Source organism: Dethiosulfovibrio peptidovorans DSM 11002 (genome assembly GCF_000172975.1).
Classification (GTDB): Bacteria; Synergistota; Synergistia; order Synergistales; family Dethiosulfovibrionaceae; genus Dethiosulfovibrio; species Dethiosulfovibrio peptidovorans.
On the sequence record NZ_ABTR02000001.1, the window covers coordinates 754,089 to 780,000 of the forward strand.

At 54.9% G+C, this 25,912-nt stretch carries 22 protein-coding genes, 2 rRNA genes and 1 pseudogene (1 of these 25 running past the window's edge); 11 read left to right on the forward strand and 14 right to left on the reverse strand.

What is annotated here, in order from left to right:
* The first annotated feature begins 8 nt into the window (after nucleotides 1–8).
* The 6 genes from pstB (at nucleotide 9) to DPEP_RS03730 (ending at nucleotide 5,685) form a co-directional block, all read left to right on the forward strand.
* Nucleotides 9–773 carry a phosphate ABC transporter ATP-binding protein PstB gene (gene pstB / locus DPEP_RS03705; RefSeq protein WP_005659720.1) on the forward strand — a complete coding sequence of 255 codons (765 nt, stop codon included), beginning with the start codon at nucleotides 9–11 and terminating at the stop codon, nucleotides 771–773.
* A gap of 23 nt (nucleotides 774–796) precedes the next feature.
* Nucleotides 797–1,522 carry a phosphate signaling complex protein PhoU gene (gene phoU, locus DPEP_RS03710; RefSeq protein WP_005659721.1) on the forward strand — a complete coding sequence of 242 codons (726 nt, stop codon included), beginning with the start codon at nucleotides 797–799 and terminating at the stop codon, nucleotides 1,520–1,522.
* A gap of 19 nt (nucleotides 1,523–1,541) precedes the next feature.
* Nucleotides 1,542–2,264, forward strand: a complete 723-nt coding sequence (locus DPEP_RS03715) for a response regulator (protein ID WP_005659722.1) — start codon at nucleotides 1,542–1,544, stop codon at nucleotides 2,262–2,264.
* Nucleotides 2,245–3,951 carry a sensor histidine kinase gene (locus tag DPEP_RS03720; protein WP_005659723.1) on the forward strand — a complete coding sequence of 569 codons (1,707 nt, stop codon included), beginning with the start codon at nucleotides 2,245–2,247 and terminating at the stop codon, nucleotides 3,949–3,951. The genes DPEP_RS03715 and DPEP_RS03720 overlap by 20 nt, the downstream gene beginning before the upstream one ends.
* A 111-nt stretch (nucleotides 3,952–4,062) precedes the next feature.
* Nucleotides 4,063–4,830 carry an oxygen-binding di-iron domain-containing protein gene (locus DPEP_RS03725; RefSeq protein ID WP_005659724.1) on the forward strand — a complete coding sequence of 256 codons (768 nt, stop codon included), beginning with the start codon at nucleotides 4,063–4,065 and terminating at the stop codon, nucleotides 4,828–4,830.
* A gap of 12 nt (nucleotides 4,831–4,842) precedes the next feature.
* Nucleotides 4,843–5,685 (forward strand): methyl-accepting chemotaxis protein, encoded by an 843-nt coding sequence (locus tag DPEP_RS03730; RefSeq protein WP_005659725.1) that lies wholly within the window; start codon nucleotides 4,843–4,845, stop codon nucleotides 5,683–5,685.
* On the opposite strand, the gene DPEP_RS03735 is transcribed toward DPEP_RS03730, so the two are convergent.
* Nucleotides 5,667–6,842, reverse strand: a complete 1,176-nt coding sequence (locus tag DPEP_RS03735; protein ID WP_005659726.1) for a CdaR family transcriptional regulator — start codon at nucleotides 6,840–6,842, stop codon at nucleotides 5,667–5,669. The two genes, DPEP_RS03730 and DPEP_RS03735, sit on opposite strands and share 19 nt — an antisense overlap.
* Before the next feature lie 145 nt (nucleotides 6,843–6,987).
* Between DPEP_RS03735 and DPEP_RS03740 the strand changes: the two genes are divergently transcribed.
* Nucleotides 6,988–7,365, forward strand: coding sequence for a hypothetical protein (locus tag DPEP_RS03740; protein ID WP_005659727.1), 378 nt, complete (start codon nucleotides 6,988–6,990; stop codon nucleotides 7,363–7,365).
* Nucleotides 7,366–7,462: 97 nt separating this feature from the next.
* Here DPEP_RS03740 and DPEP_RS03745 read toward each other — a convergent pair whose 3' ends face one another.
* From DPEP_RS03745 to DPEP_RS13530, 4 genes are all read right to left on the reverse strand, one after another.
* Nucleotides 7,463–8,344, reverse strand: coding sequence for a GGDEF domain-containing response regulator (locus DPEP_RS03745; RefSeq protein WP_005659728.1), 882 nt, complete (start codon nucleotides 8,342–8,344; stop codon nucleotides 7,463–7,465).
* Nucleotides 8,341–10,425 (reverse strand): ATP-binding protein, encoded by a 2,085-nt coding sequence (locus DPEP_RS03750; protein ID WP_005659729.1) that lies wholly within the window; start codon nucleotides 10,423–10,425, stop codon nucleotides 8,341–8,343. Before DPEP_RS03750 ends, DPEP_RS03745 begins: the two co-directional genes overlap by 4 nt.
* 9 nt (nucleotides 10,426–10,434) lie before the next feature.
* Complete coding sequence (locus DPEP_RS03755) at nucleotides 10,435–11,682, reverse strand: HDOD domain-containing protein (RefSeq protein ID WP_005659730.1); 1,248 nt, start codon at nucleotides 11,680–11,682, stop codon at nucleotides 10,435–10,437.
* A 120-nt stretch (nucleotides 11,683–11,802) separates the two neighbouring features.
* Nucleotides 11,803–12,759 (reverse strand): methyl-accepting chemotaxis protein, encoded by a 957-nt coding sequence (locus DPEP_RS13530; RefSeq protein WP_005659733.1) that lies wholly within the window; start codon nucleotides 12,757–12,759, stop codon nucleotides 11,803–11,805.
* Here DPEP_RS13530 and DPEP_RS12990 point away from each other — a divergent pair.
* Nucleotides 12,748–13,366: pseudogene (locus DPEP_RS12990) on the forward strand (transposase); the annotation flags it as partial. The gene DPEP_RS13530 and the pseudogene DPEP_RS12990 sit on opposite strands and share 12 nt — an antisense overlap.
* 203 nt (nucleotides 13,367–13,569) lie before the next feature.
* Here DPEP_RS12990 and DPEP_RS03770 read toward each other — a convergent pair.
* The 3 genes from DPEP_RS03770 to DPEP_RS03780 form a co-directional block, all read right to left on the reverse strand.
* Nucleotides 13,570–13,812 (reverse strand): hypothetical protein, encoded by a 243-nt coding sequence (locus DPEP_RS03770; protein WP_005659737.1) that lies wholly within the window; start codon nucleotides 13,810–13,812, stop codon nucleotides 13,570–13,572.
* Nucleotides 13,813–13,826: 14 nt separating this feature from the next.
* The gene (locus tag DPEP_RS03775) at nucleotides 13,827–14,018 is read right to left on the reverse strand and encodes a hypothetical protein (RefSeq protein WP_005659738.1); all 192 of its coding nucleotides are present in this window, start codon (nucleotides 14,016–14,018) and stop codon (nucleotides 13,827–13,829) included.
* A 179-nt stretch (nucleotides 14,019–14,197) separates the two neighbouring features.
* On the reverse strand, nucleotides 14,198–15,244 hold the full coding sequence (locus DPEP_RS03780) for an IS5 family transposase (RefSeq protein WP_005658687.1): 1,047 nt from the start codon (nucleotides 15,242–15,244) through the stop codon (nucleotides 14,198–14,200).
* Between the two features lie 186 nt (nucleotides 15,245–15,430).
* Here DPEP_RS03780 and pepT point away from each other — a divergent pair, with 186 nt between their 5' ends.
* On the forward strand, nucleotides 15,431–16,648 hold the full coding sequence (gene pepT, locus DPEP_RS03785; RefSeq protein WP_005659740.1) for a peptidase T: 1,218 nt from the start codon (nucleotides 15,431–15,433) through the stop codon (nucleotides 16,646–16,648).
* A gap of 258 nt (nucleotides 16,649–16,906) precedes the next feature.
* Here the strand turns inward: pepT and DPEP_RS03790 are convergent, their stop codons facing one another.
* From DPEP_RS03790 to DPEP_RS03805, 4 genes are all read right to left on the reverse strand, one after another.
* Nucleotides 16,907–18,019 (reverse strand): Fic family protein, encoded by a 1,113-nt coding sequence (locus tag DPEP_RS03790; RefSeq protein ID WP_005659742.1) that lies wholly within the window; start codon nucleotides 18,017–18,019, stop codon nucleotides 16,907–16,909.
* A gap of 98 nt (nucleotides 18,020–18,117) precedes the next feature.
* Entirely contained in the window at nucleotides 18,118–19,176 is a 1,059-nt protein-coding gene (locus DPEP_RS03795; protein ID WP_005659744.1) for an ABC transporter ATP-binding protein, read from the reverse strand.
* A 4-nt stretch (nucleotides 19,177–19,180) separates the two neighbouring features.
* Nucleotides 19,181–20,851 (reverse strand): ABC transporter permease, encoded by a 1,671-nt coding sequence (locus DPEP_RS03800; RefSeq protein WP_040382370.1) that lies wholly within the window; start codon nucleotides 20,849–20,851, stop codon nucleotides 19,181–19,183.
* An 88-nt stretch (nucleotides 20,852–20,939) separates the two neighbouring features.
* Entirely contained in the window at nucleotides 20,940–21,953 is a 1,014-nt protein-coding gene (locus DPEP_RS03805) for an ABC transporter substrate-binding protein (protein WP_005659748.1), read from the reverse strand.
* A 168-nt stretch (nucleotides 21,954–22,121) separates the two neighbouring features.
* Between DPEP_RS03805 and DPEP_RS03810 the strand changes: the two genes are divergently transcribed.
* Nucleotides 22,122–22,313 carry a type II toxin-antitoxin system HicA family toxin gene (locus tag DPEP_RS03810; protein WP_005659749.1) on the forward strand — a complete coding sequence of 64 codons (192 nt, stop codon included), beginning with the start codon at nucleotides 22,122–22,124 and terminating at the stop codon, nucleotides 22,311–22,313.
* 29 nt (nucleotides 22,314–22,342) lie between these two features.
* Nucleotides 22,343–22,762 (forward strand): type II toxin-antitoxin system HicB family antitoxin, encoded by a 420-nt coding sequence (locus tag DPEP_RS03815; protein WP_005659751.1) that lies wholly within the window; start codon nucleotides 22,343–22,345, stop codon nucleotides 22,760–22,762.
* Nucleotides 22,763–22,823: 61 nt separating this feature from the next.
* Here DPEP_RS03815 and rrf read toward each other — a convergent pair.
* Together rrf and DPEP_RS03825 are read right to left on the reverse strand one after the other, a co-directional pair.
* A 5S ribosomal RNA gene (rrf, locus tag DPEP_RS03820) occupies nucleotides 22,824–22,938 on the reverse strand.
* A gap of 53 nt (nucleotides 22,939–22,991) precedes the next feature.
* Nucleotides 22,992–25,912, reverse strand: a 23S ribosomal RNA gene (locus DPEP_RS03825); it runs 57 nt beyond the window's last position.

Consider the following 25,912-nt stretch of genomic DNA (forward strand, 5'->3'; position numbering starts at 1 on the left):
TGAAGGCAATGACCGGAAGGGATACCGCGATAGAGATAAAAAATCTGAACCTGCACTACGGAACGGCTCACACGTTGAAGGATATATCCATGTCCATAAACGCAAACTCCGTGACCGCCTTCATAGGCCCCTCGGGATGCGGAAAGAGCACCTTCCTGCGGTGCCTTAACAGGATGAACGACTTCATCCCCAGCGCATCGATCAAGGGAACCGTGCTGGTCGACGGAGAGGACATCTACTCGCAGGGAACGGACGTTATAGAGCTACGGAAAAAAGTGGGAATGGTCTTTCAGAAACCCAACCCATTTCCCATGTCCATATACGACAACATCGCCTTCGGTCCCAGGATCCACGGCATAAAGGACCGGGACCGCCTGGACGGCATAGTGGAGTCGAGCCTGAGAGGGGCGGCCCTGTGGGACGAGGTGAAGGAGAAGCTCCACTCCCCGGCCAACGGCCTGTCCGGAGGACAGCAGCAAAGGTTATGCATAGCCAGAACCATAGCCACCGAGCCGGAGGTGGTCCTTATGGACGAGCCGACCTCGGCCCTGGACCCTATGGCTACGGCCCGCATAGAGGAACTCTGCCGACAGCTCAGGGAAAGATACACCGTGGTAATAGTAACCCACAACATGCAGCAAGCGGCCAGAATATCGGACGACACGGCCTTCTTCCTGATGGGCGACCTGGTGGAATACGGCCCTACGGAGAAGATCTTCACCTCGCCGGAGGACAGGAAAACCGGCGATTACATAACTGGACGGTTCGGCTAGATCCGTCGGGGAGGCTATCTGATATGATGAACATAGACTCTAGAAGCCACATAGAGGAGGAGCTCGGGAACCTCAAGAGGGAGACCCTATACCTGGCGGCCCTTGCGAGGGAATCGCTCAACAGGGCCGTGTGGGCCCTCAAGGAAAGGGATCGGGACGCGGCGTTGGAGGTCGTCCGAAAAGACGACGAGATGGACGACCTGACCAGATCCATAGACCAGAGATGTCTCCAGTTCCTGGCCCGCTTCCAACCCATGGGAGAGGATCTAAGGACGGTGCTGTCCATAATGCACATGGCGGTAGACATGGAGAGGATAGGCGACTACGGCGACAACGTGGCCAGGGTAGCCTTGGAACTATCGAATCAGCTTCCCATAAAGCCTCTCATAGATATACCCAGGATGTCCCAACTGTTCTCTCGGATGCTGGACCAGTGTATGGAGGCCTTCGACCGGTGCGACGTAGAGAAGGCCAAAGCGATCTTCCCCATGGACGACGACATGGACGATCTGGAGAGTCAGATACTCAGGGAGCTGCTCTTCCTCATGATGGCCCGTCCGGAACGGATAGAACAGGCCTCCCAGCTGTTGACCGTGGCCAGGACCCTAGAGAGAGCGGGAGACAGGGTTACCAACATAGCCGAGAGGGTGGTCTACATCTGCACCGGCGATACCGTGAGATCAAGCCGCTACAGACGTCCCAAACCGGGAAGCGAGATCGTAGACGAAGACGGGGAAACACTGCGATAATCGGAGGAGGGATCGGCCCGTGAGCTTACAGGGCAAGAGAATTTTATTGGTGGAGGATGAATCCTCCATAGTGGACGTCGTGTCTCAGGCTCTGAAGAGACACGGCTTCGACGTCATGACCGCCGACAACGGAGACGACGCCCTGGACATGCTGTATCCCGTGCTGCCCGATCTGGTTCTTCTGGACCTGATGCTCCCCGGCATGGACGGCTGGGAGGTCTGTCGACGGATAAGATCCTCTCCGGAGAGTCGGGCTCTTCCCATAATAATGATGACGGCCAGAAGAGACGAGCGGGATCTGGTACAGGGGCTAGAACTGGGCGCCGACGACTACATCCGGAAGCCCTTCTCCCTGGTGGAACTGATGGCCCGGGTGAAATCCCTGATAAGACGCACCCAGCTCGTCCAGACCAAACCGACCGTATCGGTAGGCGACCTGGAGATAGACCTGGAGGGCCAGATAGCCAAGTTCAAGGGAGAGGAGATCAACCTGAGCCTGACCGAATACAGGCTGCTCCGAACCCTGGCTGAGAGGCCGGGACAGGTTGTCCCGAGGGAGAGACTTCTCTCTTTGATATGGGGGGTCTACGGGGGCGACACCAGGACCGTAGACGTCCACATATCAAGGCTGAGGAAGAAACTGGCTCAGGCCGGAGGAGACTCGGCTCCTACCATAACGGCCCTCAGAGGCCGAGGATACAGGATAATCGTGGAGGAATCGGATGAAAAGCCTGAAGGGTAAGACCCTGCTGGCCGCAGCGGCCGCGGTATTGCTGACCTTTTTCGGATCCTGGCTGCTGATGAGCCGGATAGTGGAAGATCACATCGCCGACGAGGCGGTTCGAGAGCTGTCCCGACAGGCGGGGCTCGTGGCCCGTCTGGTTGAGGAAAGCGACGGCTCTCTCGATCTCGAAGAGCTGGCCCAAGAGTTGGAATGCAGAATCAGTCTGATAGACGAAAACGGCACGGTGCTTCGGGACACGGAGGCATCGGTCGAGAGATTGGACAACCACGGCAACAGACCGGAGATAAAGAGGGCCTTCTCATCAGGAGCGGGATCGGAGATAAGATACAGCAGGAGTCTGGACTCCACCATGGTCTACTCCGCCAGGGCCCTGTCGATAGACGGGAACTTACATGTGGTGCGGCTGGCCTACAGGCTGTCCGCCTTGGACCAGGCCGCGGCGGAAGGGCGCAAAAGGCTGTTTGGGCTATCCATACTGGCGGCCCTGGCCGTTTTGGCCCTGGCCCAGTTCATGATAAGGCGATTCTTCAGACCTCTGGAGAGGATAGTCGCGGCGGCGGACGACATAGCGACAGGGAGGGAATCCCGGTTCCCCATAATGGCCGACAGGGAACTTCAAAGCCTGTCGAGAGCCCTGGACGACATGTCCCAGCAGCTCCATGAAGCCATGGAGGAATTGCGTCATGAAAGAGGCGATCTGGAGACCCTGATAGCATCCATGCCGGTGGGACTGATACTTCTGGACAGAAAAAAGTCCATAAGGATGATAAACCACTGCGCCAGAGAGCTGTTGGACCTGAAGACCGGCGTACTCCTTCCCGGCAGCCTCCACCCTCTGATAGACCGGGTGGCCGAGTCTGGACAAGCCGATCCAATCACTCTGGACCTGCCGGAGAGGGGACTGTTCCTTACCGTTTCTGCCGAATCGATAGAGACGGGCATACTGCTGGTCTTTCATGACATGACGGAAGAGCACAGGCTGGACCTGGCAAGACGTAATTTCATAGCAGATGCAAGCCACGAGTTCCAGACCCCTCTGACCTCCATAGGGGTCACAGCGGAGTTCCTCATGGACGAGGAGGACGTCGACACCAGAAAACGATACCTCAACTCCATTCTGGAACAACAGAGACGGCTGACCTCCCTTGTGGACGATATGCTGTTACTCTCCAGGCTGGAAGCCGAGCCTCCCAAGGAAAAAAGAGAGCCCTTCGACCTGGCAAAAGTCCTGTCAGAGGTGATATCGGAACACCGATCCCACCCGATGGCCTCAAAGGTAGAGATAACTCTGGAAGCCCCCGAAAAGGCCCCCATGGTGGGACGAAGAGACGAGCTCTACCGGGCCCTGGGCAACCTAATAGGCAACGGTGTGAAATACGTCAGAAGACGCTTCGAAAACGAACCGGGCGGAAAGATAGCCGTGGAACTGAAAGAGGACGGAGACCTCTGGACGGTCACGGTGTCCGACAACGGAGTGGGTATAAAGGAAAGCCTGGCCTCCTCCATCTTCGAACGGTTCCAGAAAGGGGATCCCTCCAGAAGCAGAAAGAGCTGGGGACAGGGAGGATACGGCCTTGGACTGGCCATAGCCAAGAGGATAGTGGAGGGACACGACGGCAGAATCGATCTGACCAGATTCGTGGACGGAGCCACCTTCGAGGTAAGTCTCCCGAAATGCCGGTAAGAGACAATCCCGCAAAAAAGCGAGAGGAATTCCCCTCGCTTTTTTTTTGTATCTAGGGGTTATACTATACTGTAGTGACCTTCACTCCTACACTATTAAGGAGGATTTTAAATGAGCTCTTTCGACACGTCCGTACTCTACGAAGATGGTAACCACCGATACCTCCACCTAGGTTGGGAGGAAAAGGAAGAGAAAAGCATCGTCCAGACCAACCAGTACATGATAATCCATAATGGCGAGGTCGTTCTCATGGACCCCGGCGGAGCCCACGTGTTTCCCAGGGTATTGGCCAACGTTGCAGAGATAGTGGACATCGGTTCGGTCAGCCAGATATTCTACTCCCATCAGGATCCCGACGTATCCTCAGGAATAACCCTGTGGCTATCCATAGCGGAAAAGGCCAAGGCACATATATCGGGACTCTGGACAAGGTTCCTTCCCCACTTCGGCATCTACGAGACAAGCAGGATAGTAGCCATACCGGACAGAGGAGGCGACCTCACATTGAAGGACGGTACGAAGCTTCCCTGCATCCCCGCCCACTTCCTTCACTCCACCGGCCAGTTCTCCCTCTACGACCCCACATCGAGGATACTCTTCTCCGGAGACATCGGAGCGGCGGTATTCCCCGAGGGAAAGAGATATCCCGCCGTGGAGAACTTCGACGACCACCTCAGGTACATGGAGGGTTTTCACAAACGCTATATGGCCTCCAACTCGGCCTGCCGCCGCTGGGTCGACGCGGTTTCCAAACTGAAGATTGACGCCATAGCCCCTCAGCACGGAGCGGTCATAAAGGGCGACGACGTGGACAGATTCCTGAACTGGTTCGGGAACCTGAAATGCGGCGTCGACATCATGGATCAGCTCTTCCGATAGGGAGGCCCCGATATGAACAAAAGGGAAAGAGATCTGATAGCCAGACTGTCGTCGGCCTACTTCGGCAACACCCTGATGAACTCCTTCATGGACCAGCTGGACGAGGCCTTGGTAAGACGGGTCAACAACGTCCAGGGGGAGCTATCGGATATCTCCGACGACTTCCAGAAGCTCGATACCATGCTGGCCGACACAGTGGAGGAATTTCAGAAAAGCAGCACCCACGCCAGGAAGAACGTCGAGTCGATAGGCAAGATGAACCAGGAACTGGAGGAAGAACTTCACCGTTCCGGCACGGACATAGAGAACATGAGCTCCGACGTGAACAAGACGGTTGAGACCACCTACGAGACCCTGAACGGCTTCCTGGAGGTGGAGAAAATCTCCGAGGATATCACCAGGATAGCGAAACAGACCAATTTGCTGGCCCTCAACGCCTCCATAGAGGCGGCCAGAGCGGGAGAACACGGCAGGGGATTCAGCGTTGTCGCAGAGGAGGTCCAGAAGCTGTCGGTCCAGACCAAGGAGGCGTCGGACAAGATAACCGACAGGGTCTCCGAGATCTCCGGATCGGTCAAGGACGCCATGGACAACGTACGCCGGGTAAGCGAGATGTTCGACGTGGTGAGAAACTCCCTGTCCAGCTTTATGTCCTTCCTGGAGGAAAACAGGTCCTTCATGGACGACATCACGGTGATGCTGGACGGATCGGGAGAGAAGATGTCCGAAGGATCCAGAGAGATAGCCCACTCCGTGGGAGTCATGAAAGAGGCCATAGACCGCTTCGACGCCATGGCGTCCATAATATCCTCCATAGTCAGGGCCCAGAAGAACCTTCAGGACCTTCGCCTTTGACCGATGAGCTTGTCCAGGGAGATGGCCCAGTACAGCCGGCTCATCTCCCTGAAATCTCTGACATCGACATGGAAAATGGAAGCCAGCTTCTCCAGCCTGTAGTTCACGGTGGAACGATGGAGGTGAAGAGACCGGGACGCTTCGGCCACGTTGAAACCGCTCTCGCACCAGGCCGTCAGGGTATCGCGCAGTTCCTCCGTGTCACCTCTTCCCTCCAGAGGCGACAGCTCCCTCTCGGACATGGACTCCGTCAGTGAACGGGGAGAAAAGAACAAAAGCTCCTCCACCCTGTAGCCCTTTATCGGATAGAAACGGACGCCCGGAGCCACCTTTCTGCCGATCCTGAGAGCCAGCCGAGCCTCCTTACATGATCGGGCAAGCTCCTCTATACCCATGGCTCCGCTGCCTATCCCCACCGCCGCCTCTATACCCATGGACGAAAGAGACTTCCTGACTCCATTCCAGATCTCGCCGATCCTTTCCGACAAATCCGCCCCAAGTTTCCCCGACAGAGGGAGAAAAACCACGTAGAGATCCATCTTCATGGCGGCCATGAGGCTCCTGGGACCTCCCATAGCATCTCTAAGACGGGCCAACACGGGATCCCTGTAGACTCCTGCCCCGGCAGAATCCCTCAACCTGACGGTCTCCACCGACAAGGCGACGTATTCGGAGGAGCGATCGTATCCGAAATGCTCCGCCCTGTTCAGAAGCAGCTCCGGATCGCTGACCTTGGAGTTCAGCAGAAAAACGTCGGAGACCAACGCCTGGAGATTTCTCTCCCTCTCCATTACCTCCCTCTGCATGATCCTCTCCCTGAGATAGAGCTCGGCCTGACGCTTCACCACCAGGGCAAATGGAGTGACCTTTTCGGGATCGCCGGTTATCGCCACGGTGCCTATTACCCTGCCGTCGGGCCCTACCATGGGATAGGTAACCCCCGGCCTGGTCCCTTTGAGCCTATGGGAGACCTCCTCGGTATCCACGCTTCCCCTTCCTGTCTCGGCGGCTATCCTGGACGACTCGTTCAGGGTTCCGAACCCTCTGTCGGGATCGCTGCAACCGATTATCACCCCTTTAACGTCGGTGATAAGGACATCGTAACCTATTACCTCCGATATGGACTTGGCAAGCTCCTGAGCTATAGGTTCCAGCAAAATGATCGCTCCTTTCGTCAAAATGACGGAAGACTCCCTATATATAGGGCGATAGTTGACTCAAAATACCGAAGTCTTTTCGATAGGGGGAGGATAGAATGGGGCCAAGATACAGAATATCTCGTTCTTTAAGGAGGAACTCGTCATGAGACACGGTGTTATGTTGTCCGCTCTGGCCGGTGCTCTACTGCCCGCTTTGATCCTGGCGGGCCCAACTATATCCCTTTTCGGAATCGCCGTTTTCGGCATGGTGGCCGCCATAGGATCGGAAGATCTTCGGAACACCTTGGCAGGCTGTCTTGTCCTTTCCCTTTCCGGGATTCTCGTGATGTACTGCCCGGTTTTCGTCGAGGAGATGGCCTCTCAGGCCTCGTCCCTATTCTTGGGAGGGCTGTTTTTCTTCTCCGCCGGATCCTTCGGAGCCATGAGAACCCTTTTCAGGATAGGATCCCGGGAGATCCACGACGCCGATACCAACGTTCCCTTCGATACGTCCCTGGAGAATCTGCACCAGGTAGCCTAGGGACGGCGGTGCCCCTCGCCGCATATTCATATCGTCTCAATATATTCTCTGCCGCAAGAGGCCCTGTGCATATGCACAGGGCCTCTTGCGTGTAAAATCACAGAGATACCTTATCCCTACCGGCATCCTTGGCCCTATACATCGCTTCGTCCGCTCGGGCGATAAGACCGTCCATAGTCATTCCCTGCCGATATTCGGCCAAACCCATAGAGACGGTGAGCTCCACCTGATCGTCGTCCACCTTGAGGGGACGATCTCCGATCCTCTTCCTGACTCGATCGAGTATCCTGTACCCCTCCTCCGACGAGGCTCCGGGAAGTATCATAACGAACTCCTCTCCTCCGTAGCGTCCAACCACATCGTATGGTCTGAGCTCCCGGCATAGGATCTTCGCTATGGAACGGAGCACCCTGTCTCCCGCCAGGTGACCGTAGGTATCGTTTATCCTCTTGAAGTGGTCCAGATCCAACAACCCCAGACTCAGAGAGGTTCCCTCCCTATCCGCTCTGGCCATCTCCCCTGAGAGTCTCTCGAACAGGGCGTGACGATTAAGGAGATTGGTCAGCTGATCGTGGTTGGCGAAAAATGCCAGTTTCTCCTGAAGATCCAGAATCCTCTTTGCCACGGAAAGCCTCATCCTCAACTCCTGGGAATCGAAGGGCTTGACCACGTAATCGTCGGCCCCGGCCTCAAGCCCTCTTATTACGTCCTCTTTTTCGCTCTGCACGGTCAGGAGAACGATGTACTGATATTTTCCGTTCATCCGGTTTCTCTCCCGAACGAGACGACATATCTCCGTACCTTCCAGTCCCGGCATAAGCCAGTCTATTACCGCCAGATAGGGGGCTTCCTCGCTGGAGAGGACCTTCCAGGCCTCCTCTCCGTCGGAGACCACTACAGGATCGTATCCCCATTTTTTCAGCAACGATTCCAACATCACCCTGGTGGTCATGTCGTCCTCGGCTACCAGAATCCTCATAGCTCTTCACCCCCGCAGAAAAAATGCTCGAAATCATCCATCTCGAGGACAAGCTCGTCCATAAGATCGTTCAACAGCTCTCCATCCTCCGATTCCGCCGCCGTCTGGATCCTACCGCCTACGATCTTCAATCCCCAGGCCCCTGCTCCGGCAGCCGCCCCCTTCAATGTATGTCCGCCCATTCGGACCTTACGAAAATCCCCATCCTCGACTGAGGTCTTTATTTTCTCCACTATCTTAGCTAGATCGCTCCTAAAGGTCTTCACCACCAGGTTCGCTATGACCCTATCGCCGCCCATTCGCTCCACCAAACCGGTCATATCAAGAACGTATCTGCCCGAAACGGGCTTCCTCGGATCTCCCGGCTCCACGTTTCTCAAAGCTTCGGCCAGATCCTCCCGGGTTACCGGTTTCGGAAGATACCCGGACATCCCCTCCGCCAGATACCTTTCTTTGTCTTCCTTCATGACGTTGGCGGTGAGGGCTATTACTGGAACATCCCGGTCCAGGACAGGACCTCCTCTTTCCCTTATGATCGCCGTCGCCTCCAGGCCGTCCATCCCGGGCATCTGTATGTCCATGAACACCCCGTCGAAACACCTCTCGGAAAGGGCCCTGATCGCCCCCCTGCCGGACGATACCGTCGTCACATCGTGTCCCATATCCCTGAGCATAGCCTCTATAACCACCCTGTTTGTGTGGCTATCCTCCACGACCAGGAGAGAAAGAGGACGAATACGACCGTTATCTACCGGAGAGTAGACCTCGGGCACAGGAGGATCGCAGGGTATCACCTCCACATCGAGGGAAAAAGTCGACCCTCTGCCCCTTTCGCTCTCGACGGAGATATCCCCGCCCATAGCCCTTACGATCCTACGTGAGATGGCAAGCCCCAAGCCGGTACCGCCGTATTTTCTGCTCGTCGATCCATCAGCCTGGGAAAACGGCTTGAAAAGCCTCGGCACGACCTCCCTGGGGATCCCTATTCCGGTATCGAACACGGAAAAGGACAGAGTCAACTTATCCCCGTCGGATCGAAGACTTTTAACCGTGAGGGAGACCCGTCCGGACGAGGTGAACTTGACGGCGTTGCCCAAAAGGTTGGACAACACCTGTCTCAGCCTGATGGGATCTCCGGTTATCCAACGAGGTATATCCTTGGAAAGATCCAAGCTGAAGTCCAACCCCTTCCGTTTCGCCTCGGAACGATAGGATCCCTCCAACGCCTCCAGAAGCTCGAAAAGATCGAATGGAGCCTCGTCCAAATCGAGAAACCCTGCCCCCATCTTGGACAGATCCAGGATGTCGTTTATCAGTGCCAGAAGGGCGTGTCCCTCGTCTTTTATCACTTCTAGAGCCCGGTCCATCTCGGCGGGAGACTTCCCTCTGACTATCGCAGCGGTGCCGAGGATGGCGTTGAGAGGAGTTCTTATCTCGTGACTGACGTTTGCCAGAAAACGGTCCTTCGCCTGATTGGCCTCGGCGAGCTGGGCCTCCGATTCCTGAAGTCGGGATACCTTGCCCCTGAGCTCGTCGTTCAGGTCGTTGATCATCCTGTAGAGCCGGCTGTTTTTTATCACCCCGGCGGCAGCCCCGAGAACGACGGTAACGAAGGCCAGAGATATGTCCATTATCCCCCCCGGATCTCCCTCTATGCAGGCCATCATGATGCCCAACGGCTCGTCCTGGGCTATCAACGAGTGAATAAGCAGGGAAGTTCCGTCCGAGGAGGTCAGATTCAGGGGCTTGTTTCTGCCCAAAGCCCACGCTACGGTGCCGTCCTCAACCAGGATGGTTCGTTCCGACTCGAAGAAATCGGCCGATTCGGCAGGATCGCACCACTCACGGGAAAAATCCAATCCATCCTCGGATATCAGAAAAAAAGCGATCTCGCCGACGTTTATCAGTGAACGGATCCTGGAGGCCACGCTCTCGAGGACGTCGGAGACATCGCCGGATTGACCGAGGGTAACCGGGACGTTCAGAGAATCCACCGCATCGTCCAACACCCTGCGAGCTCTCTCCCTTTCCGAATTGATCAGCGAGATTCGCTCCTCCAGCTCTCTTATCCTCTCTTCCATGATCCCACCTCAGGCGATGAAAAATATTCGAAGTATCTCTTCGATCTGCCTCTCCGCTTGATCGAAGACGGAGCGGAGCTCCTCCTTGTGTATTCCGGTCAGATCCCACAGTCCCTCGTCCAGAGGAGGGAGGTAGAAGGTTCCGCTCGAGCCTATCTTCATGGCATTGGCCATCCAATCGGCTAACCACAGTAGAGAGGTTTCCTCTGGATTCTCCGACGACATTGGCTCGTGGTGCCATGAGGCCGTACCGAGGATAGGTTCCGGTATTCGCCAGCTCTCGAGAAGTCTGAAGGTGACCTGACCGTGGTCGAAGCCTATGAGCCGTCTCTCCACCTCCGCCAATGGAAGACGGAAAAAGCGAGAGACCCCCAGGCCATGGGACATATGGGAAGGGAACCGAACGTAAAGTATGGCCCGACCGACGTCGTGTAGCAATCCGGCCAGGAAGAAATGATCATCTCTACGGATCTTTCTTCTACTCGCCAACACCCTGGCCAAGACGCCACAGGTCACAGAGTGTTTCCAGAAAGACCTCATATCCACGTAGGACGACGGGATATGGTCGAAGGCGCTCATGGTGGACACAGCCAAGGCCAGAGAGGACAGCTCCTTTATGCCCACTATGGCGACGGCCCTGGAGATAGACCTTATAGGGGTGGGAAAGCCATAAAAAGCGCTGTTCACGAGCCTAAGCAATCTGAGAGACAGGTTGGGATCGGTACCTACTACTCTGGCTATGGATCTCGCCGAACTGACCGGAGACTGAATCACCTCTCGAATTTTAAAGTATATGTCCGGCAGAGAGCACAGAGGGACATCCCCCCCTATTACCTCGGAAATACGGGGTTTATCCACCGGAAGTCCCGCCCTGGACGGAAGCTCCTCCGGCCTTCTGTGATCGGTCATCTCGGAAAGCCCGTCCGAATCCTCCTCTTCGATCAGCCGGGCACATCTTTCCCTGCACAGATGAAAAATCTCCGAGCAGGGCCCATCGCCCTGATGGGATGGAAAGAAGCTTTGGACTATGGAATCGCTTCTGCCCATGGTCTCCATCAGAGATCTCTCCTGGGAGAGAAGCTCTTCCTGATCCACCCCCTCTACGTCGGCAAAGGCTATTCCCCAGACCTTCATCATCGATATATGCTTTGCCGAGAGGGACATTCCCCGCCCCAGGATCTTTCGACCAGCCGGGGTCGAGAGATCGTCGGCCAATATCATCCCCTCGGAGAGACGGGAGGTGCTGACCAAACCCATCGGTTCACTCCTCTCAGGTTAAACTCGATCTAAAGAAATTATACTTGAAAAAGCAGGTCGGGGACACCGTTGAACGGCGTCCCCGACCTGCTGCACTCTCCGGGTAAAACGATTTTTCCGTCATTTCTCTCTAATGGCCAGAGACGACGTCTCGGATATCTTGAATCGATCCACCTCCCTCTGAAGCTTCTCGGCCATCTCCGCCAGAGACTCGGATCCGATCGCTACCTGTTCTGCCACGGAGGAAACGTCTTTCATCTGTTCCCTTATGCCGCCGGTCGACTCGGAGACGTCGTTGGTCTTCTCCGCCATGTCCTGAACGGCGGAGGATATCTCCTGACTGGACGCTGCCTGCTCCTCCGAGACCGCCGCCATATCCTGGGCCGCCGCCTCGATGTTCGCCAGAGACTGAAGGATATTTCCTATGAATACCTCCGCCCCCTCGGCACCCTGCCGAGCCTCGGTGGCCTGCCCCTCGTTGGCCTCCACAAGGGTTATGACCGCCTGAAGATCTCCGGCTATCTCCTTGGCGAGATCGGATATCTTGGCCGCCGAATTATTGCTCTCCTCGGCCAGCTTTCTGACCTCCTCCGCCACCACGGCGAAGCCCCTGCCGTGCTCACCTGCCCTGGCTGCCTCTATGGCGGCGTTCAAGGCCAGAAGATTCGTCTGATCCGCAATTGAACCGATATCGGTCACGAAGGACTGTATCTGCTGGGCTCTGCTTCCCAGATCCTTGACCTTCTCCATCGAGCTTCTCGATTCGTCCGCGACCTTTATGACCGCCCTGACCGCTTTTCTGACCGACTCCAGGCCGTCCTCGCCGGAGTGACGGGCCTCTCCGACCTGTTCGGCCACATCGCTGCTCTTTCTGGCCGCGGCCTGAGATCCGGCGGCGACCTCTTGGACACTGGCGTTTATCTCCTCCGCTCCTGCGGCGAGACCTCCCACCATATCGCCGGTATGATCCACATTGGAATAGACCTCCTCGACTGTGGAATTTGCCTCTTCGGCGGTGGCGGAAAAAGTCTGGGCATGACCGGATAAATCGCAGGACATACCTTTTATGTCCTGCATGGAGGACTCCACAGCGTCGAGGACATCACCGAGGCCCTCTGGGGAACCCGGATAAGCCCATCTACCGTAAGCGATCTGAACAAGAAGATCTACGGCAGAATCGACGACTGGAGAAACCGTCCTATCAGGGGTGAGCATCCCTACGTGTTTCTTGACGGTATCTGGCAACGTTGTATAGTTCACTTCTACCGCAACGTCTACAGTGCCGTCCCGAAGGGGAAGGCACGAGAAGTAAGCCTGATGCTGAAGGCGATACACAACCAGGAAGACCTGAAAGCAGCCAGAGAAAAAGCTGAAGGCCATGAAACTTCAGAAAGCCGCCAAGATCGTCCAGGAAGGCTACGAGGAGACCCTGAGCTACTTCCATTTTCCCTCGGAACACTGGAAGCGGCTCAGAACCAACAATTCGCTGGAACGACTGAACCGAGAGATCCGTCGAAGAACAAAGGTCGTGGGCAACTTCCCCGACGGGGAATCGGCCCTGATGCTGGTATCCGCCAGAGTCCGGCATGTAGCTTCCACCAAGTGGGGTAAGAGAGCCTACATGAACATGGAGCATCTCAGAGAACAGATACTGGAGCAGGAAGATAACGCTGTCGTAAGCTAACACAGAAAGCCTTAAAAACCGAACATAGCCCTGTATGGGCCTGCTGACTCAAATATTAATGTGCGAAACATACTGGACAGTACCGGCGGCCAAGGCCAAAGAAAGCGTCGACGACGTGATATACGTGGAAAAGAAGCTGAAAAGCTAATCAGCGACGAATAAGGCGATGACCTCGAAAGGTCATCGCCTTATAGACAAACCTGTCAGTCTACCACCTTGTAGGTAAACTCCACGATGGTTTTCTTGCCCATGCCTGAGGGGAGAAAGATAATGTCGTCGCCGAAACCTATCTGATCGTTCTCTCGGATGTTGTTGATGTAGTTGATCATCTCCATCTCCATCTCTTCCCTGTCCCCGTAATTTCGGACTATATTTCTGGAGATAACATGATTCTCCGTTATAGGAACGTGAACCTGCATCATCATCTGGAATCCTTTTATCGACATGGAACCCTCTCCTTTCATCGAAAGAAAAATCTCGTGGCTACGATCACGAAGGGGGCTAACAGTATGGCCGTTATGGCCACAGTCAGGACAAGCCTTTTTCTATCGTGCCGTACCGTCTCTTTTCGCTCCCGAACCCTATTCTCCAGGGCTCCCTTTCGGACCGGATTTCCCCACATATCCGGATCGGGGGATATGAGTTTTCCCACAGCTCCGGTCTCCTTTCAAAAAAATGGTCTACCTATAGGGCACCTCTAGCAACCCCATATTTAGCGGTCTAAGCAGACAAAAAAGCCACAGACCAGAAACAGCGACAAATTAGGCTAAATCAGCGTTAAGATGATTCTCTATTGTCGCTCCGGTGACCTGAACAACTCGGCTTTTACCGTCATTTGGGCACGGCAGATATCGCCCCTGACTTCATCATCAGGAACGAGAATCGAACGATGTTATAGGCCAGGTTTCTCAGTCCTATAGCGGTTGAAGCTCTGGCTTTCCCGATAGTTCGAACTATCAGGTTGCCGGCCTTCATGGTTTGGGCTCCAAAGACGTGCTCCACTCGGCTTCGGACTTTGGATCTTGTTCTGTTACCCTGTTTTTCCCACCACGTGATGGGTTTGCCTCTGTATCCTTTTCGTTGGATCTTCGGTCTGTAGCCTTGTTCCTCAAGCCAAGAGATTTTCTCATGGCTTCTATAAGCTGAGTCGGCATAGACGTCTTTGCTGCTGTTACTGGGATCGATGAGTTCCTCGAATACATTGCTGTCGTGGACCGATGCCTCGGTTACGCTGTATTTACGGATGATCTTGTTCTGAGAGTCGATCTCTATGTGGTTCTTGTAGCCGAAGGAGCTTTTGCCGTTTTTCTTCGTCCACCTGGCATCGGTGTCTTTTTGAGATCTCTTGTTGTCGGGCCAGTCTTCCGGTGGTTCTCCATCCTTGATCTTGCGGTTTTCATCCCGTTTGTTCCTCTGGATCGGGACCTTCACTATGGAGGCATCCACTATCTGCCCTTTTTTTGCCTCGAAGCCGCTTTTACGGATGTGACCGTCAAAAAGATCGAACAGAGGCTTCATCAGTTCCGCCTTGGTCAGCTGCTCCCGAAAAAGCCATATAGTCTTGGCATCAGGGACTTTGGCTTCCAGGGAGAGGCCGAGAAAACGTCTGAAGGAAAGCCTGTCCCTTACCTGAAACTCCATTGCGTCGTCCGACAGGTTGTACAGTGCCTGAAGCACCAGGATCTTGAACATGAGAAGAGGAGGGAAGGGCTTTCTTCCTCCCAGAGAATCCTTCTGTCTGAGCCCTTCGCGGAAGTCCTTCAACGGCTGCTCGAAGATGGACCAGTCCACCGCTTTCTCTATTCGTACCAGTGGATCGTTCACCTTTTCAAGGCTATCGTAGGCTATTTCTTCCGCAAAGAGGCTCCGCTGTTTCAAGGGGATCCCATCCCTTCTCGAGAATTTTTGGTTACAACCGGTATTTTAACATCCCAGCCTAAACAGGGGTTTTTCTCCCTGCCAGTTAGGGGAGTTTTTAGAGATGCCCTATATTATACTATCGACGTATTCGGAATGTCCCCAAAGGGGCATATTTCTTTTTACGCATCGAAAGGACGGGATCTCGTGAAAGAACTAGTAGACAGATTTATAGGATACGCCAAGATCCACACCACCTCGGACGAAAGCTCCTCCAGCTGCCCCAGCACCTCCTGCCAGCTGGATCTAGCCAGGCTCTTGGTAAAGGAGATGACGGAGTTAGGCCTGGAGGATCCGAAGATGGACGACAACGGATACGTGACCGCCACCCTGCCTGCGACGGCGAAGGGGCCGACCATAGGCTTCATAGCCCACATGGACACCGCCCCCGACATGTCCGGCGAAAACGTATCCCCGAGGATAGTTAAAAACTACGACGGTAAAGACATCGTCCTTGACGAGGCGAGAGAGGTCGTGCTGTCCCCCTCCGACTTTCCCTGTCTAAACGACTACATAGGACAGGACCTAATAGTGGCGGACGGCACCACCCTCCTGGGGGCCGACGACAAGGCCGGTATAGCCGAGATAATGACGGCAGTAGCCTATCTGAAGGATCACCCCGAGATACCTCACGGCGGAATCAGAATAGGCTTCACCCCCGACGAGGAGATAGGCAGGGGAGCCGACCTGTTCGACGTCGAGGGATTCGGGGCGGACTGGGCCTATACGGTGGACGGGGGTCCGGTCGGACAGATGGAGTACGAGAACTTCAACGCAGCTTCCGCCACGGTCCGCATAAGGGGACGTAACGTCCACCCCGGAACGGCCAAGGACCAGATGATCAACTCGATCCACATAGGCACTAGGCTGGCCGAGCTGATGCCGATCTCGGAGGTCCCGGAGAAGACCGAGGGCTACCAGGGGTTCATCCACCTTCACACCTTCGACGGGACAGTCGAGGATACCACCCTCAAGTTCATCATAAGGGATCACGACAAAAAACTCTTCGAGGAAAAGCAGGAAACGGTTCGAAGAGCGGTGGACCAGATCAACCGGGAGTTCGAAGACAGGGCTACCCTGGAGCTCAAGGAGCAGTATCTCAACATGAGGGAACACATAGAGAACAGAATGGATATAGTCGAACTGGCCAAATCCGCCATGGAGGAGGTTGGAATAACCCCCATGGTGGAGCCCATCAGAGGAGGCACCGACGGCGCCAGGCTATCCTACATGGGGCTGCCCTGCCCCAACCTTTTCACAGGAGGACACAACTTCCACGGAAAGTACGAGTTCATACCGATACCCTCTATGGAGAAAGCCGTCGACGTGATAGTAGCCATAGCCAAGCTGGCGGTCCAATCTTAAGGGGCACCTCTGAAAACTCCAGTCCTCGGAGAGGTCGTTTCGGAGGAGCCCATTCGAGCCCGTATTTCCGACCTGCCGTCGTGTAGTACGAATGGGGCGACAGGACGTCGCCCCAAGCCGAGGGGGCACAGGACGTGCCCTCCGAGGCGGTCTGTACGAAACAGGCAGATCGGGAATACGTTTGGGCGAGACAGGGCGGAGCCGAAACGACCTCTCCGAGGAAACTCGGACGTGAGTTCTTAGAGACACCCTATGGTCTTATTTCACCGCATCCAGGTTCAGGGAATATCGATTCTCCCCGGCCTGAGCGATCAGCTTGAGCTCCGTAAGACGCTTTACGTCCCTTCTGGCGGTCTGTTTAGTGACCTTTCGATAAAGCAGAGAGAAAGGCCTTTCACCCATGAGGTCGTTCAAAGAGAAGTCCCGTAGGTCGTCGAGCAGAAGGGACAAAAGCTCGAACTGTCTGACCGTGATCTCCCTCTGGGCCTTCAACTGAGCGAGGTGCTCTCTGAAAACGAGTTTTTTTATCAGATCCGTTATCCTATCCTTGATATCCATCAACGACTCGGTGACTCCGTCCAGACAAAACTTCAAAAAAGGGGTTACATCCTTCCCCTTGAGCTTTATCGTCTCGGAAAAAGCGGAGTAATAGCCGTCGATATTCCGATAGTAATAATTGGACAACATCTTAGGCACATAACGAACGTTCGCCGCCTGAAGTATGATCGCCTCTATGAGCCGGGCGGTCCTGCCGTTGCCGTCGAAAAACGGATGGATCAGCGAAAAATGATAATGTGCCAATATAGCCCGAACGAAAGGCCCCTTCGAGATAAGCTCCTCGCTGTTGACCCACTCGACATACTCCCTCATCAGGTCCTCTATATCCTTCAATATACGAGGGGGCCTGTAAACTCCGCCGTGAGATTTGTCTCCGACCTCCGTATAACCTACGGGCTCGTTGAACTGGTGGGGAACCCCTGAGGTAACTATACGATGCAGCTCTCTGATCAGAGACTCCTCCAGGACAAAGGGGTCCTTTTCCGGCTTGATCTTCGATAGAAATTCATAGGCTCTGACGAGGTTGCGAATTTCGATCTCGCTTTTATGGACCACGTCGGGAACGTCGTCGTTCTCCATTATCCCGATGACATCTTCCTGAGAGAGGGGATTCCCCTCTATGGCGGCGGTGCCGAAGATGGACTGACGGACAAGCTCCGTCTCTAATTGGGACACCTTCCGAGGCAGAATCGGAAGGTCCGCCACCGTCTTGTTGAGGACCGTCGCAACGGCCAACGAAGGGGACAGGAGCTCCTTGTCATACTCTTCGCTGAAGTAGAAAGGGCCAGCCTTACAGGTCATATATCTTCTCATTCCTGCCACCTCCCTTGATACGAAAAATGTAACACATATATTCAGCTACAACAAGGGTTTAAGTGGAACAGGTCTATTCTAAATGATAGTCCTTTAGATCACTCTTTTTCCAGAAGATGCAACGTGTCGGGGCGCAGAGAAACCCGGATCGACTCGCCGGGACGAAAGAGCTCGCCGGTTATGGGGTTGACCTGATGTACAGTCAGGGTCTTCAGGTCGGGGCATTCCACCTCGTACTCCACCAGATTTCCCAGGAAAGTGGTCCTGACCACCTCGCAGGGGAAATGTCCCTCCTCTCGGGAAAGGACCACCGCCTCGGGACGGGCCACCACCTGCCGCACCTCTCCTGTCTCGAAAGAGGATATATCCATAGGATAGGTCTTCCCTCCCAGAAGAATCCCCCCGTCGGAAACCGTCCCCTCCAGAAAGTTGGCCTTGCCTATGAAATCGGCCACGAAGCGATTTCTCGGCCTTGCGTAGAGATCCACAGGAGAGCCTATCTGCTCGATCCGTCCGTCCTTCATCACCACAACCCTATCGGAGATGCTCATCGCCTCCGCCTGGTCGTGGGTAACGTAGACCGACGTTATCCCCAGGGTCTTCTGAAGCCGCCGGATCTCTATCCTCATCTGCTCCCTGAGCTTGGCGTCCAGGTTGGACAGAGGCTCGTCGAACAGCAGCAGCTCCGGCTCCATCACTATGGCTCTGGCAAGGGCCACCCTCTGCTGCTGCCCCCCCGAAAGCTGGGAAGGCTGACGGTTCTCCAGGCCCCGGAGCCCCACCAGGTCTACCACTCTCTCCATCTTGGCCTTTATATCCTTATGGCTCAGCCTCTTGAGCTTCAGGCCGAAGGCGATGTTCTCGAAGACGTTAAGATGGGGAAAGATGGCGTAGGACTGAAACACCAGCGTGGCGTTTCTCCTGTTGGGGGCCACGTCGTTCATCCTCTTATCGCCGAAATATATATCTCCCTCCGTCGGGTCCTCGAAACCGGCTATCATGCGAAGCAGGGTCGTCTTGCCGCAGCCGCTGGGACCCAACAATGTAACCAGCTCGCCGTCCTCCACAGAAAGGTCGACCTGATCCACAGCCCGGACCTTGGAGGCACCGTCGTAACCGTCGAATTCCTTTGTGACTCCCGAAATGCGAAGCTCCATAACACTAACCCTCCCGAACCTGAATGGCCGAGGCCCCGCCGGTACGTCCCGGCACGAGTCGACCTATGACCGCAACAGCGATCAAAACGATACAGACCAATATGACGCTGAAAGCCGCCGCGACCCCGAGCCTTCCGGACCCCACCTGACTGAGGATCTGCACCGTCAGAAGGTTCCAGTTGGCCGACACGAGGAAGATAGCGGCGCTGATCGCGGTCATGGCCCTTACAAAGGCGAATACCAGCCCGGAGAAAAACGCCGGGGCTATGAGGGGCAGCGTCACCTTGCGGAAAGTCGTCAAACCGTCGGCCCCCAGATTTCTGGAAGCCTCTTCTATTGACGGATCTATCTGCCGAAGCACCGCCACGCCGGACTGAATTCCCACCGGAATATAGCGAAACACGAAGTTCAGCACCAGAATGCTCAAGGTCCCTATCAACACCAGAGGAGGCCTGTTGAAGGCCAGTATGTAACCTATGCCCACCACGGTACCGGGAACGGCGAAATTCAATATGGAGCCGAACTCCAGAGTCCCCTTGCCCGGAAAGGACAGCCGGACCACCATGAAGGCTATCAACATACCCAATATCCCCGATATCGGAGTGGACAACAGAGCCACGATCAAGGTGTCCTTTATGGTATCCCCTCCCACCTGGAAAGCGTAGGTCAGATGGTCCAAGGTCGGGGTGAAATCGTATCCCCACACCTTGGTGAAGGCCCCTACGGCTATAACCCCGTAGAAGAGCGCCACGGAAAGGGCGAACAAACCCAGAACGCCTCGGAGCAAAACTCCTGCCCCGGGACCTATGAGTTTGGACGTGGAATCCACCGGTTTTCCAGTAACGGTGGTGTACTGTCTTTTTCTCAGGAAATAACGCTGTATCAGGAAAGCCGTCACCGACGGAAGCAGCAACACCACCGCCAGAGCCGCTCCCAGGGGCAGGTTGAACGACCCGGTTATCTCCAGATATGCCTGGGTGGCCAACATGGGGAAACGACTGCCTGCCAGCACCAGAGGATTTCCGAAATCCGCCAGAGACTCTATGAACACCACGAGAAAGGCGCTGGCTATGCCAGGCAGGCTCAGAGGCAGGGTGACCCTGAGGAAAGTCTGCCAGCGGGACGCCCCCACGTTCATGGCGGCATCCTCCAAGGTGGGATTCAGCGACTCCAGAACGCCTCTGAGGGTCAGATAGGCCACGGGAGCGAAGGTGAACACCTGCGATATCAGCACTCCCTTGAAACCGTAGATGGAATAGTGCCTTATCCCAAGCAGCCCCCTCGTAATGAGGCCGTTGGAGCCGAACAGCATCAGCACCGACAGAGCGCTGGTAAAAGGAGGCGCTATTATCGGAAGTATGAATATCAAATGCAAGATTTTTTTCCAACGTATATTGGTCCTCACCATCGTCAAAGCGGCCACATAACCTACGGCAACCCCTATGATACCGGTAAGAGCTCCCACCTGAAGGCTGTTCATAAGGGCGTTTCTGAGATAGGTGAACTGGCCGAAACGAAGGTAATTTTCCAGGGAAAAACCGCCTCCATCTCCCTGAAAACTCTTCAACAACACCATCCCCAGAGGGTATATGACGAATAAAGCCAGGGCGACCCCTACGGCTAGCACCAAAAGGGCGACCACAGGGTCCCTCCAGAGCAGACGAAGCTCTCTCATACCTCGTCGCAAGATACCACTTCCCTCCAAATCAAAAGCCCGGGGAGAGCTCCCCGGGCGAACTATACGAAAGAGGACTCGGGGAAAACTACTGTCCCAGCACCTCGGTGACCCAGCGTTCCACTATGCGCTTTTTGTCCTTGGCGGCCTTTTCCCTGTCGTAATCGATAAGGGAGATCTCCGAAAGGGCAGGAACTCCCTCGCCGGCCGATACGTCGGAACGGACCGGGAAAAAGTAGGTCTTGGCGGCGCTGAGGGAACTCTGCCCCTTCTTGGAAATTATCCAGTCCACCAGAACCTCGGCCTCGTCCAGGTTCTTGGCTCCCTTCACTATGGAAAGGGCGGCGGCCTCGTAGCCGACTCCCTCGGCGGGGAATATCACCTTGGACGGATATCCCTGATCGACCAGTTTGAGGAAGGCCGGTGTGAACTGTATGGCTATGTCAGTCTCACCTATGGCCAGGTTCTTGCTGGGACCGGTTCCGCTCTGGGTATAGGTCTGGATGTTGGGATTGAGCTTCTTCATGTAGTCGAAAGCCCCGTCCTCTCCGAAAACGGTCATAAGGGTCTGTATCATGGCATAGGCCGTCCCGGAAGACTGAGGAGATGGCATCTGGATCATCCCTTTGTACTCGGCCTTGGTAAGATCGGCCCAGGATTCGGGAACGGATATTCCCTGATCCTTCAGCTCCTCGTCCAATACGCCGAATCCCAGAGGATTCATGTAGAAGGCGTACCAGTAACCCTCCGAATCCTTGAAATTATCGGCCAAGACCTCTGCCTCGGAAGACATATAGGGACGGGTCAGACCTCTGGTCTTGGCAACTATGTGGTTCTCGTTGGGAGCCCCGAACCACACATCCGCCTGAGGATTGGCCTTCTCCGCCTCGATGCGGCTGAGAGCCGGACCGGAGGACAGAAAAACCATATTGACCTTTATCCCCGTATCCTCGGAGAAGGCCTTCAATATGTTGGTGGCGTTCTCCTCGTCTACGCTGGAATAGACCACCAGAGAGCGGTCTTCCGCCATGGCTCCAGCTACGAAAACGAAGGAGAAAAGAGCGACGAGCATCGTCGCCAGGAACCTGGAACATCTGGACATGGATGTTGCACCTCCTAAGGTATTTATTCTCGAAAGATCGGAACGAGAAAACTATACCACGTAACGTCTTCGTTACAAAGAGGGGCCCTTAGAGACAACGGCCCCTGCAATACGTATTGACACGTGTTGAACTTGCATCTATGATAATAGCGTCTCGGAGGTGAGGAATTGGGAAAATTCTACAGCCAGAGGGATCTCATCAAGATAGCAAGACAAAGGGGCTGGCAAATAGACGAAACTAGAGGCAAGGGAAGTCATGTTTTAGCTATGAAACCAGGAGAACGTCCTTTTCCAATACCGCGAAAGATAAAACCTGGACTCCTGTCGAAGATAAAGAAAAGACTTGATATCGAAGATTGAGAAGACTGCTTCTCGTTAGGAGGGATGTCATGAATAAAGTACCTTACTACACCTATCCGGCCGTGTTTTATCCCGACGGTGATGGATGGTCCGTAGAGTTCCCCGATCTCGAAAACTGCTTCACCTCCGCCGACTCTCTAGAGGAGGCGTTGATTGAGGCCCAATCGATTCTCGAAGATTGCATGTATTTCAGGGAGGTTCAAAAGGACGAGATTCCTGAGCCTACTGACGTGGATACCATCGTTCCCCCCGAGGGGGGTCTCGTTCAAAGGGTGGTAGCCGATATGGGGCCAACCAGAAGAGCATGGAGCAAAAAGTCCGTCAAGAAAACCTTGACCGTACCTTCCTGGATGGAGGAAGAGCTCAAAAAGCACGAAGACATCAACGTTTCGTTTATTCTACAGGAAGCGATCAAAAAAGAGCTCAACATAAAAGAGCCATCGCTATAGAACGCGACCAGCCCCGACCATCGAAGGATGGTCGGGGCTGGTCGTAGAAAGGAGAAAAGACTCTTGGCAGCGACCTACTCTCCCACGAAGCGAATCGCAGTACCATCGGCGCTGGAGGGCTTAACTGCCGGGTTCGGCATGGGACCGGGTGTACCCCCTCCGCAAAAGCCACCAAGAATCTTTCCAAACTATATATAAGCTCCCTGACAAGGAACAAAGAAAACAAAAAGAGGTTAAGGCCTCGGCGTATTAGTACCGGTCAGCTCCACGCGTTGCCACGCTTCCACCTCCGGCCTATCTGCCCCGTCGTCTACGGGACGCCTTACCTGCTTACGCAGTGAGGTATCTCATCTTGGAGGCGGCTTCCCGCTTAGATGCCTTCAGCGGTTATCCGTTCCGCACATAGCTACCCAGCTTATGCATCTGGCGACACAAACTGGTACACCAGCGGTGCGTCCACTCCGGTCCTCTCGTACTAGGAGCAGCTCTCCTCAAATACCTTACGCCCATGGTGGATAGGGACCGAACTGTCTCACGACGTTCTAAACCCAGCTCACGTACCGCTTTAATGGGCGAACAGACCAACCCTTGGGACCTGCTTCAGCCCCAGGATGCGACGAGCCGACATCGAGGTGCCAAACCTCCCCGTCGATGGGAACTCTCGGGGGAGATCAGCCTGTTATCCCCGGGGTAGCTTTTATCCGATGAGCGACGGCCCTTCCATTCGGTACCGCCGGATCACTAGGACCGACTTTCGTCTCTGTTCGACATGTCTGTCTCACAGTCAAGCCATCTTATACCCTTACGCTCTTCGGGCGTTTTCCATTCGCCCTGAGATGACCTTTGCGCGCCTCCGTTACTCTTTAGGAGGCGACCGCCCCAGTCAAACTGCCCACCTGACAATGTCCCGCTCTCCGATTCAGAAGCAGCGGTTAGAAACTTAACACAACAAGGGTGGTATCCCAACAACGCCTCCACGAATACTGACGTACTCGCTTCTCAGGCTCCCACCTATCCTGTACATGATGTGCCGAGTCCCAATGCCAGGCTACAGTAAAGCTCCACGGGGTCTTTCCGTCCCACCACGGGTAACCGGTGTCTTTACCGGTACCACAATTTCACTGGATCCATCGTCGAGACAGCGCCCAAATCGTTACGCCATTCGTGCAGGTCGGAACTTACCCGACAAGGAATTTCGCTACCTTAGGACCGTTATAGTTACGGCCGCCGTTTACTGGGGCTTCGGTTCAAAGCTTCGCCCGAAGACTAACCTCTCCCCTTAACCTTCCAGCACCGGGCAGGCGTCAGACCCTATACGTCGGCTTGCGCCTTCTGCAGAGTCCTGTGTTTTTAGTAAACAGTCGCTTGGGCCTGGTTTCTGCGACCACCCTCAGCTCCACCAGCATTAGCTTCACCAGGGTGGCACTCCTTCTCCCGAAGTTACGGAGTCAACTTGCAGAGTTCCTTAACGATGGTTATTCCACTCACCTTAGCCTTCTCAGCCAGACCACCTGTGTCGGTTTCGGGTACGGGCGTTCTCTTCCTCCCTAGTGGCTTTTCTCGGCAGCGTGGCGTCAATGTCTTCGCGCTCGTAAGCACTCCCCTTCAGGTCTCAGCATTATCAGGTAGGTGGATTTTCCTGCCTACCCTGCCTACTCCCTTGGACCGGCTCTTCCATCCGCCGGCTACACCTAGCCTCCTGCGTCACCACTTCGGTAATAACGTCCAAGAACGGGGCAGGAATGTCTACCTGCTGTCCATCGACTACGCTTCTCAGCCTCGCCTTAGGTCCCGCCTAACCCTGGGCGGATCAACCTTCCCCAGGAAACCTTGGTCTTCCGGTGAACAAGATTCTCACTTGTTTGTCGTTACTCATGCCTGCATTCTCACTTCCCATCGGTCCACCGCACTTTACAATACGGCTTCACTCCAATGGCAACGCTCCCCTACCGATGTATTTACATACATCCCGTGGCTTCGGTGTCATGCTTAGCCCCCTACATTTTCGGCGCAGAGATCCTCGACCAGTGAGCTATTACGCACTCTTTAAAGGATGGCTGCTTCTAAGCCAACCTCCTGGCTGTTTGGGCATCTCCACATCCTTGCCACACTTAGCATGTCTTTGGGACCTTAGCCGACGGTCTGGGCTGTTTCCCTTTCGACCACGGACCTTATCACCCGTAGTCTCACTCCCAGGCTTCACGTCTCGGTATTCGGAGTTTAGTTGAATTTGGTAGGACCCCAGTCCCCCGCATCCATCCAGTGCTCTACCCCCGAGACGAAATACCTGAGGCTGCACCTCAATGCATTTCGGGGAGAACCAGCTATTACCCAACTCGATTAGCTTTTCACTCCTAACCACAGCTCATCCAAATCTTTTTCAACAGATACTGGTTCGGTCCTCCATGAGGTTTCACCCTCACTTCAACCTGGCCATGGCTAGATCGTCGGGCTTCGGGTCTACTACGTGAAACTTGCGCCCTGTTAAGACTCGGTTTCCCTTCGGCTGCGGACCTTATAGCCCTTAACCTTGCTACACGCAGTATCTCGCAGGCTCATTTTTCAATAGGCACACCGTCACTTTCCATGCCTCGCGGCATTTCCAGCTCCGATTGCTTGTAGGCATACGGGTTCAGGTCTGTTTCACTCCCCGCCAGGGGTGCTTTTCACCTTTCCCTCTCGGTACTATTCGCTATCGGTCACCTGAAGTGTTTAGCCTTGGACGATGGTCCGCCCGGATTCAACCGGAATTCCTCGTGCTCCGGCCTACTCGGGAGATATGTCAACAGAGATTTCGCTTTCGACTACGGGACTTTCACCCTCTGCGGTCCGCTTTCCCAACACGGTTCGTCTAACGATTTCTTTTGTAACTGCTGTCGCAACCTGCAAGTCACGAGTACATATTCCCACAACCCCCCATAAGCAACGATTGCAGTCTTACACTTACCGGGTTTAGGCTGCTCCCCTTTCGCTCACCACTACTCAGGGTATCTCTCTCGATTTCTTTTCCTCCGGCTACTGAGATGTTTCACTTCGCCGGGTTCCTTCCCTTACGGGATGACCGAGGGTTGCTCGGCCGGGTTGCCCCATTCAGATATCCACGGATCAAAGGATGCTTGCTCCTACCCGTGGCTTTTCGCAGCTTGCCAC

Coding starts and splice junctions, on each gene's coding strand:
- pstB (WP_005659720.1), top strand. CDS start 9: ATGACCGGAAGGGATACCGCGATAGAGATAAAAAATCTGAACCTGCAC.
- phoU (WP_005659721.1), top strand. CDS start 797: ATGATGAACATAGACTCTAGAAGCCACATAGAGGAGGAGCTCGGGAAC.
- DPEP_RS03720 (WP_005659723.1), top strand. CDS start 2,245: ATGAAAAGCCTGAAGGGTAAGACCCTGCTGGCCGCAGCGGCCGCGGTA.
- DPEP_RS03725 (WP_005659724.1), top strand. CDS start 4,063: ATGAGCTCTTTCGACACGTCCGTACTCTACGAAGATGGTAACCACCGA.
- DPEP_RS03730 (WP_005659725.1), top strand. CDS start 4,843: ATGAACAAAAGGGAAAGAGATCTGATAGCCAGACTGTCGTCGGCCTAC.
- DPEP_RS03740 (WP_005659727.1), top strand. CDS start 6,988: ATGAGACACGGTGTTATGTTGTCCGCTCTGGCCGGTGCTCTACTGCCC.
- DPEP_RS03745 (WP_005659728.1), bottom strand. CDS start 8,344: ATGAGGATTCTGGTAGCCGAGGACGACATGACCACCAGGGTGATGTTG.
- DPEP_RS03750 (WP_005659729.1), bottom strand. CDS start 10,425: ATGGAAGAGAGGATAAGAGAGCTGGAGGAGCGAATCTCGCTGATCAAT.
- DPEP_RS03755 (WP_005659730.1), bottom strand. CDS start 11,682: ATGGGTTTGGTCAGCACCTCCCGTCTCTCCGAGGGGATGATATTGGCC.
- DPEP_RS13530 (WP_005659733.1), bottom strand. CDS start 12,759: ATGCAGGACATAAAAGGTATGTCCTGCGATTTATCCGGTCATGCCCAG.
- DPEP_RS03770 (WP_005659737.1), bottom strand. CDS start 13,812: ATGTCGATAAAAGGATTCCAGATGATGATGCAGGTTCACGTTCCTATA.
- DPEP_RS03790 (WP_005659742.1), bottom strand. CDS start 18,019: ATGAGAAGATATATGACCTGTAAGGCTGGCCCTTTCTACTTCAGCGAA.
- DPEP_RS03795 (WP_005659744.1), bottom strand. CDS start 19,176: ATGGAGCTTCGCATTTCGGGAGTCACAAAGGAATTCGACGGTTACGAC.
- DPEP_RS03800 (WP_040382370.1), bottom strand. CDS start 20,851: ATGAGAGAGCTTCGTCTGCTCTGGAGGGACCCTGTGGTCGCCCTTTTG.
- DPEP_RS03805 (WP_005659748.1), bottom strand. CDS start 21,953: ATGTCCAGATGTTCCAGGTTCCTGGCGACGATGCTCGTCGCTCTTTTC.
- DPEP_RS03815 (WP_005659751.1), top strand. CDS start 22,343: ATGAATAAAGTACCTTACTACACCTATCCGGCCGTGTTTTATCCCGAC.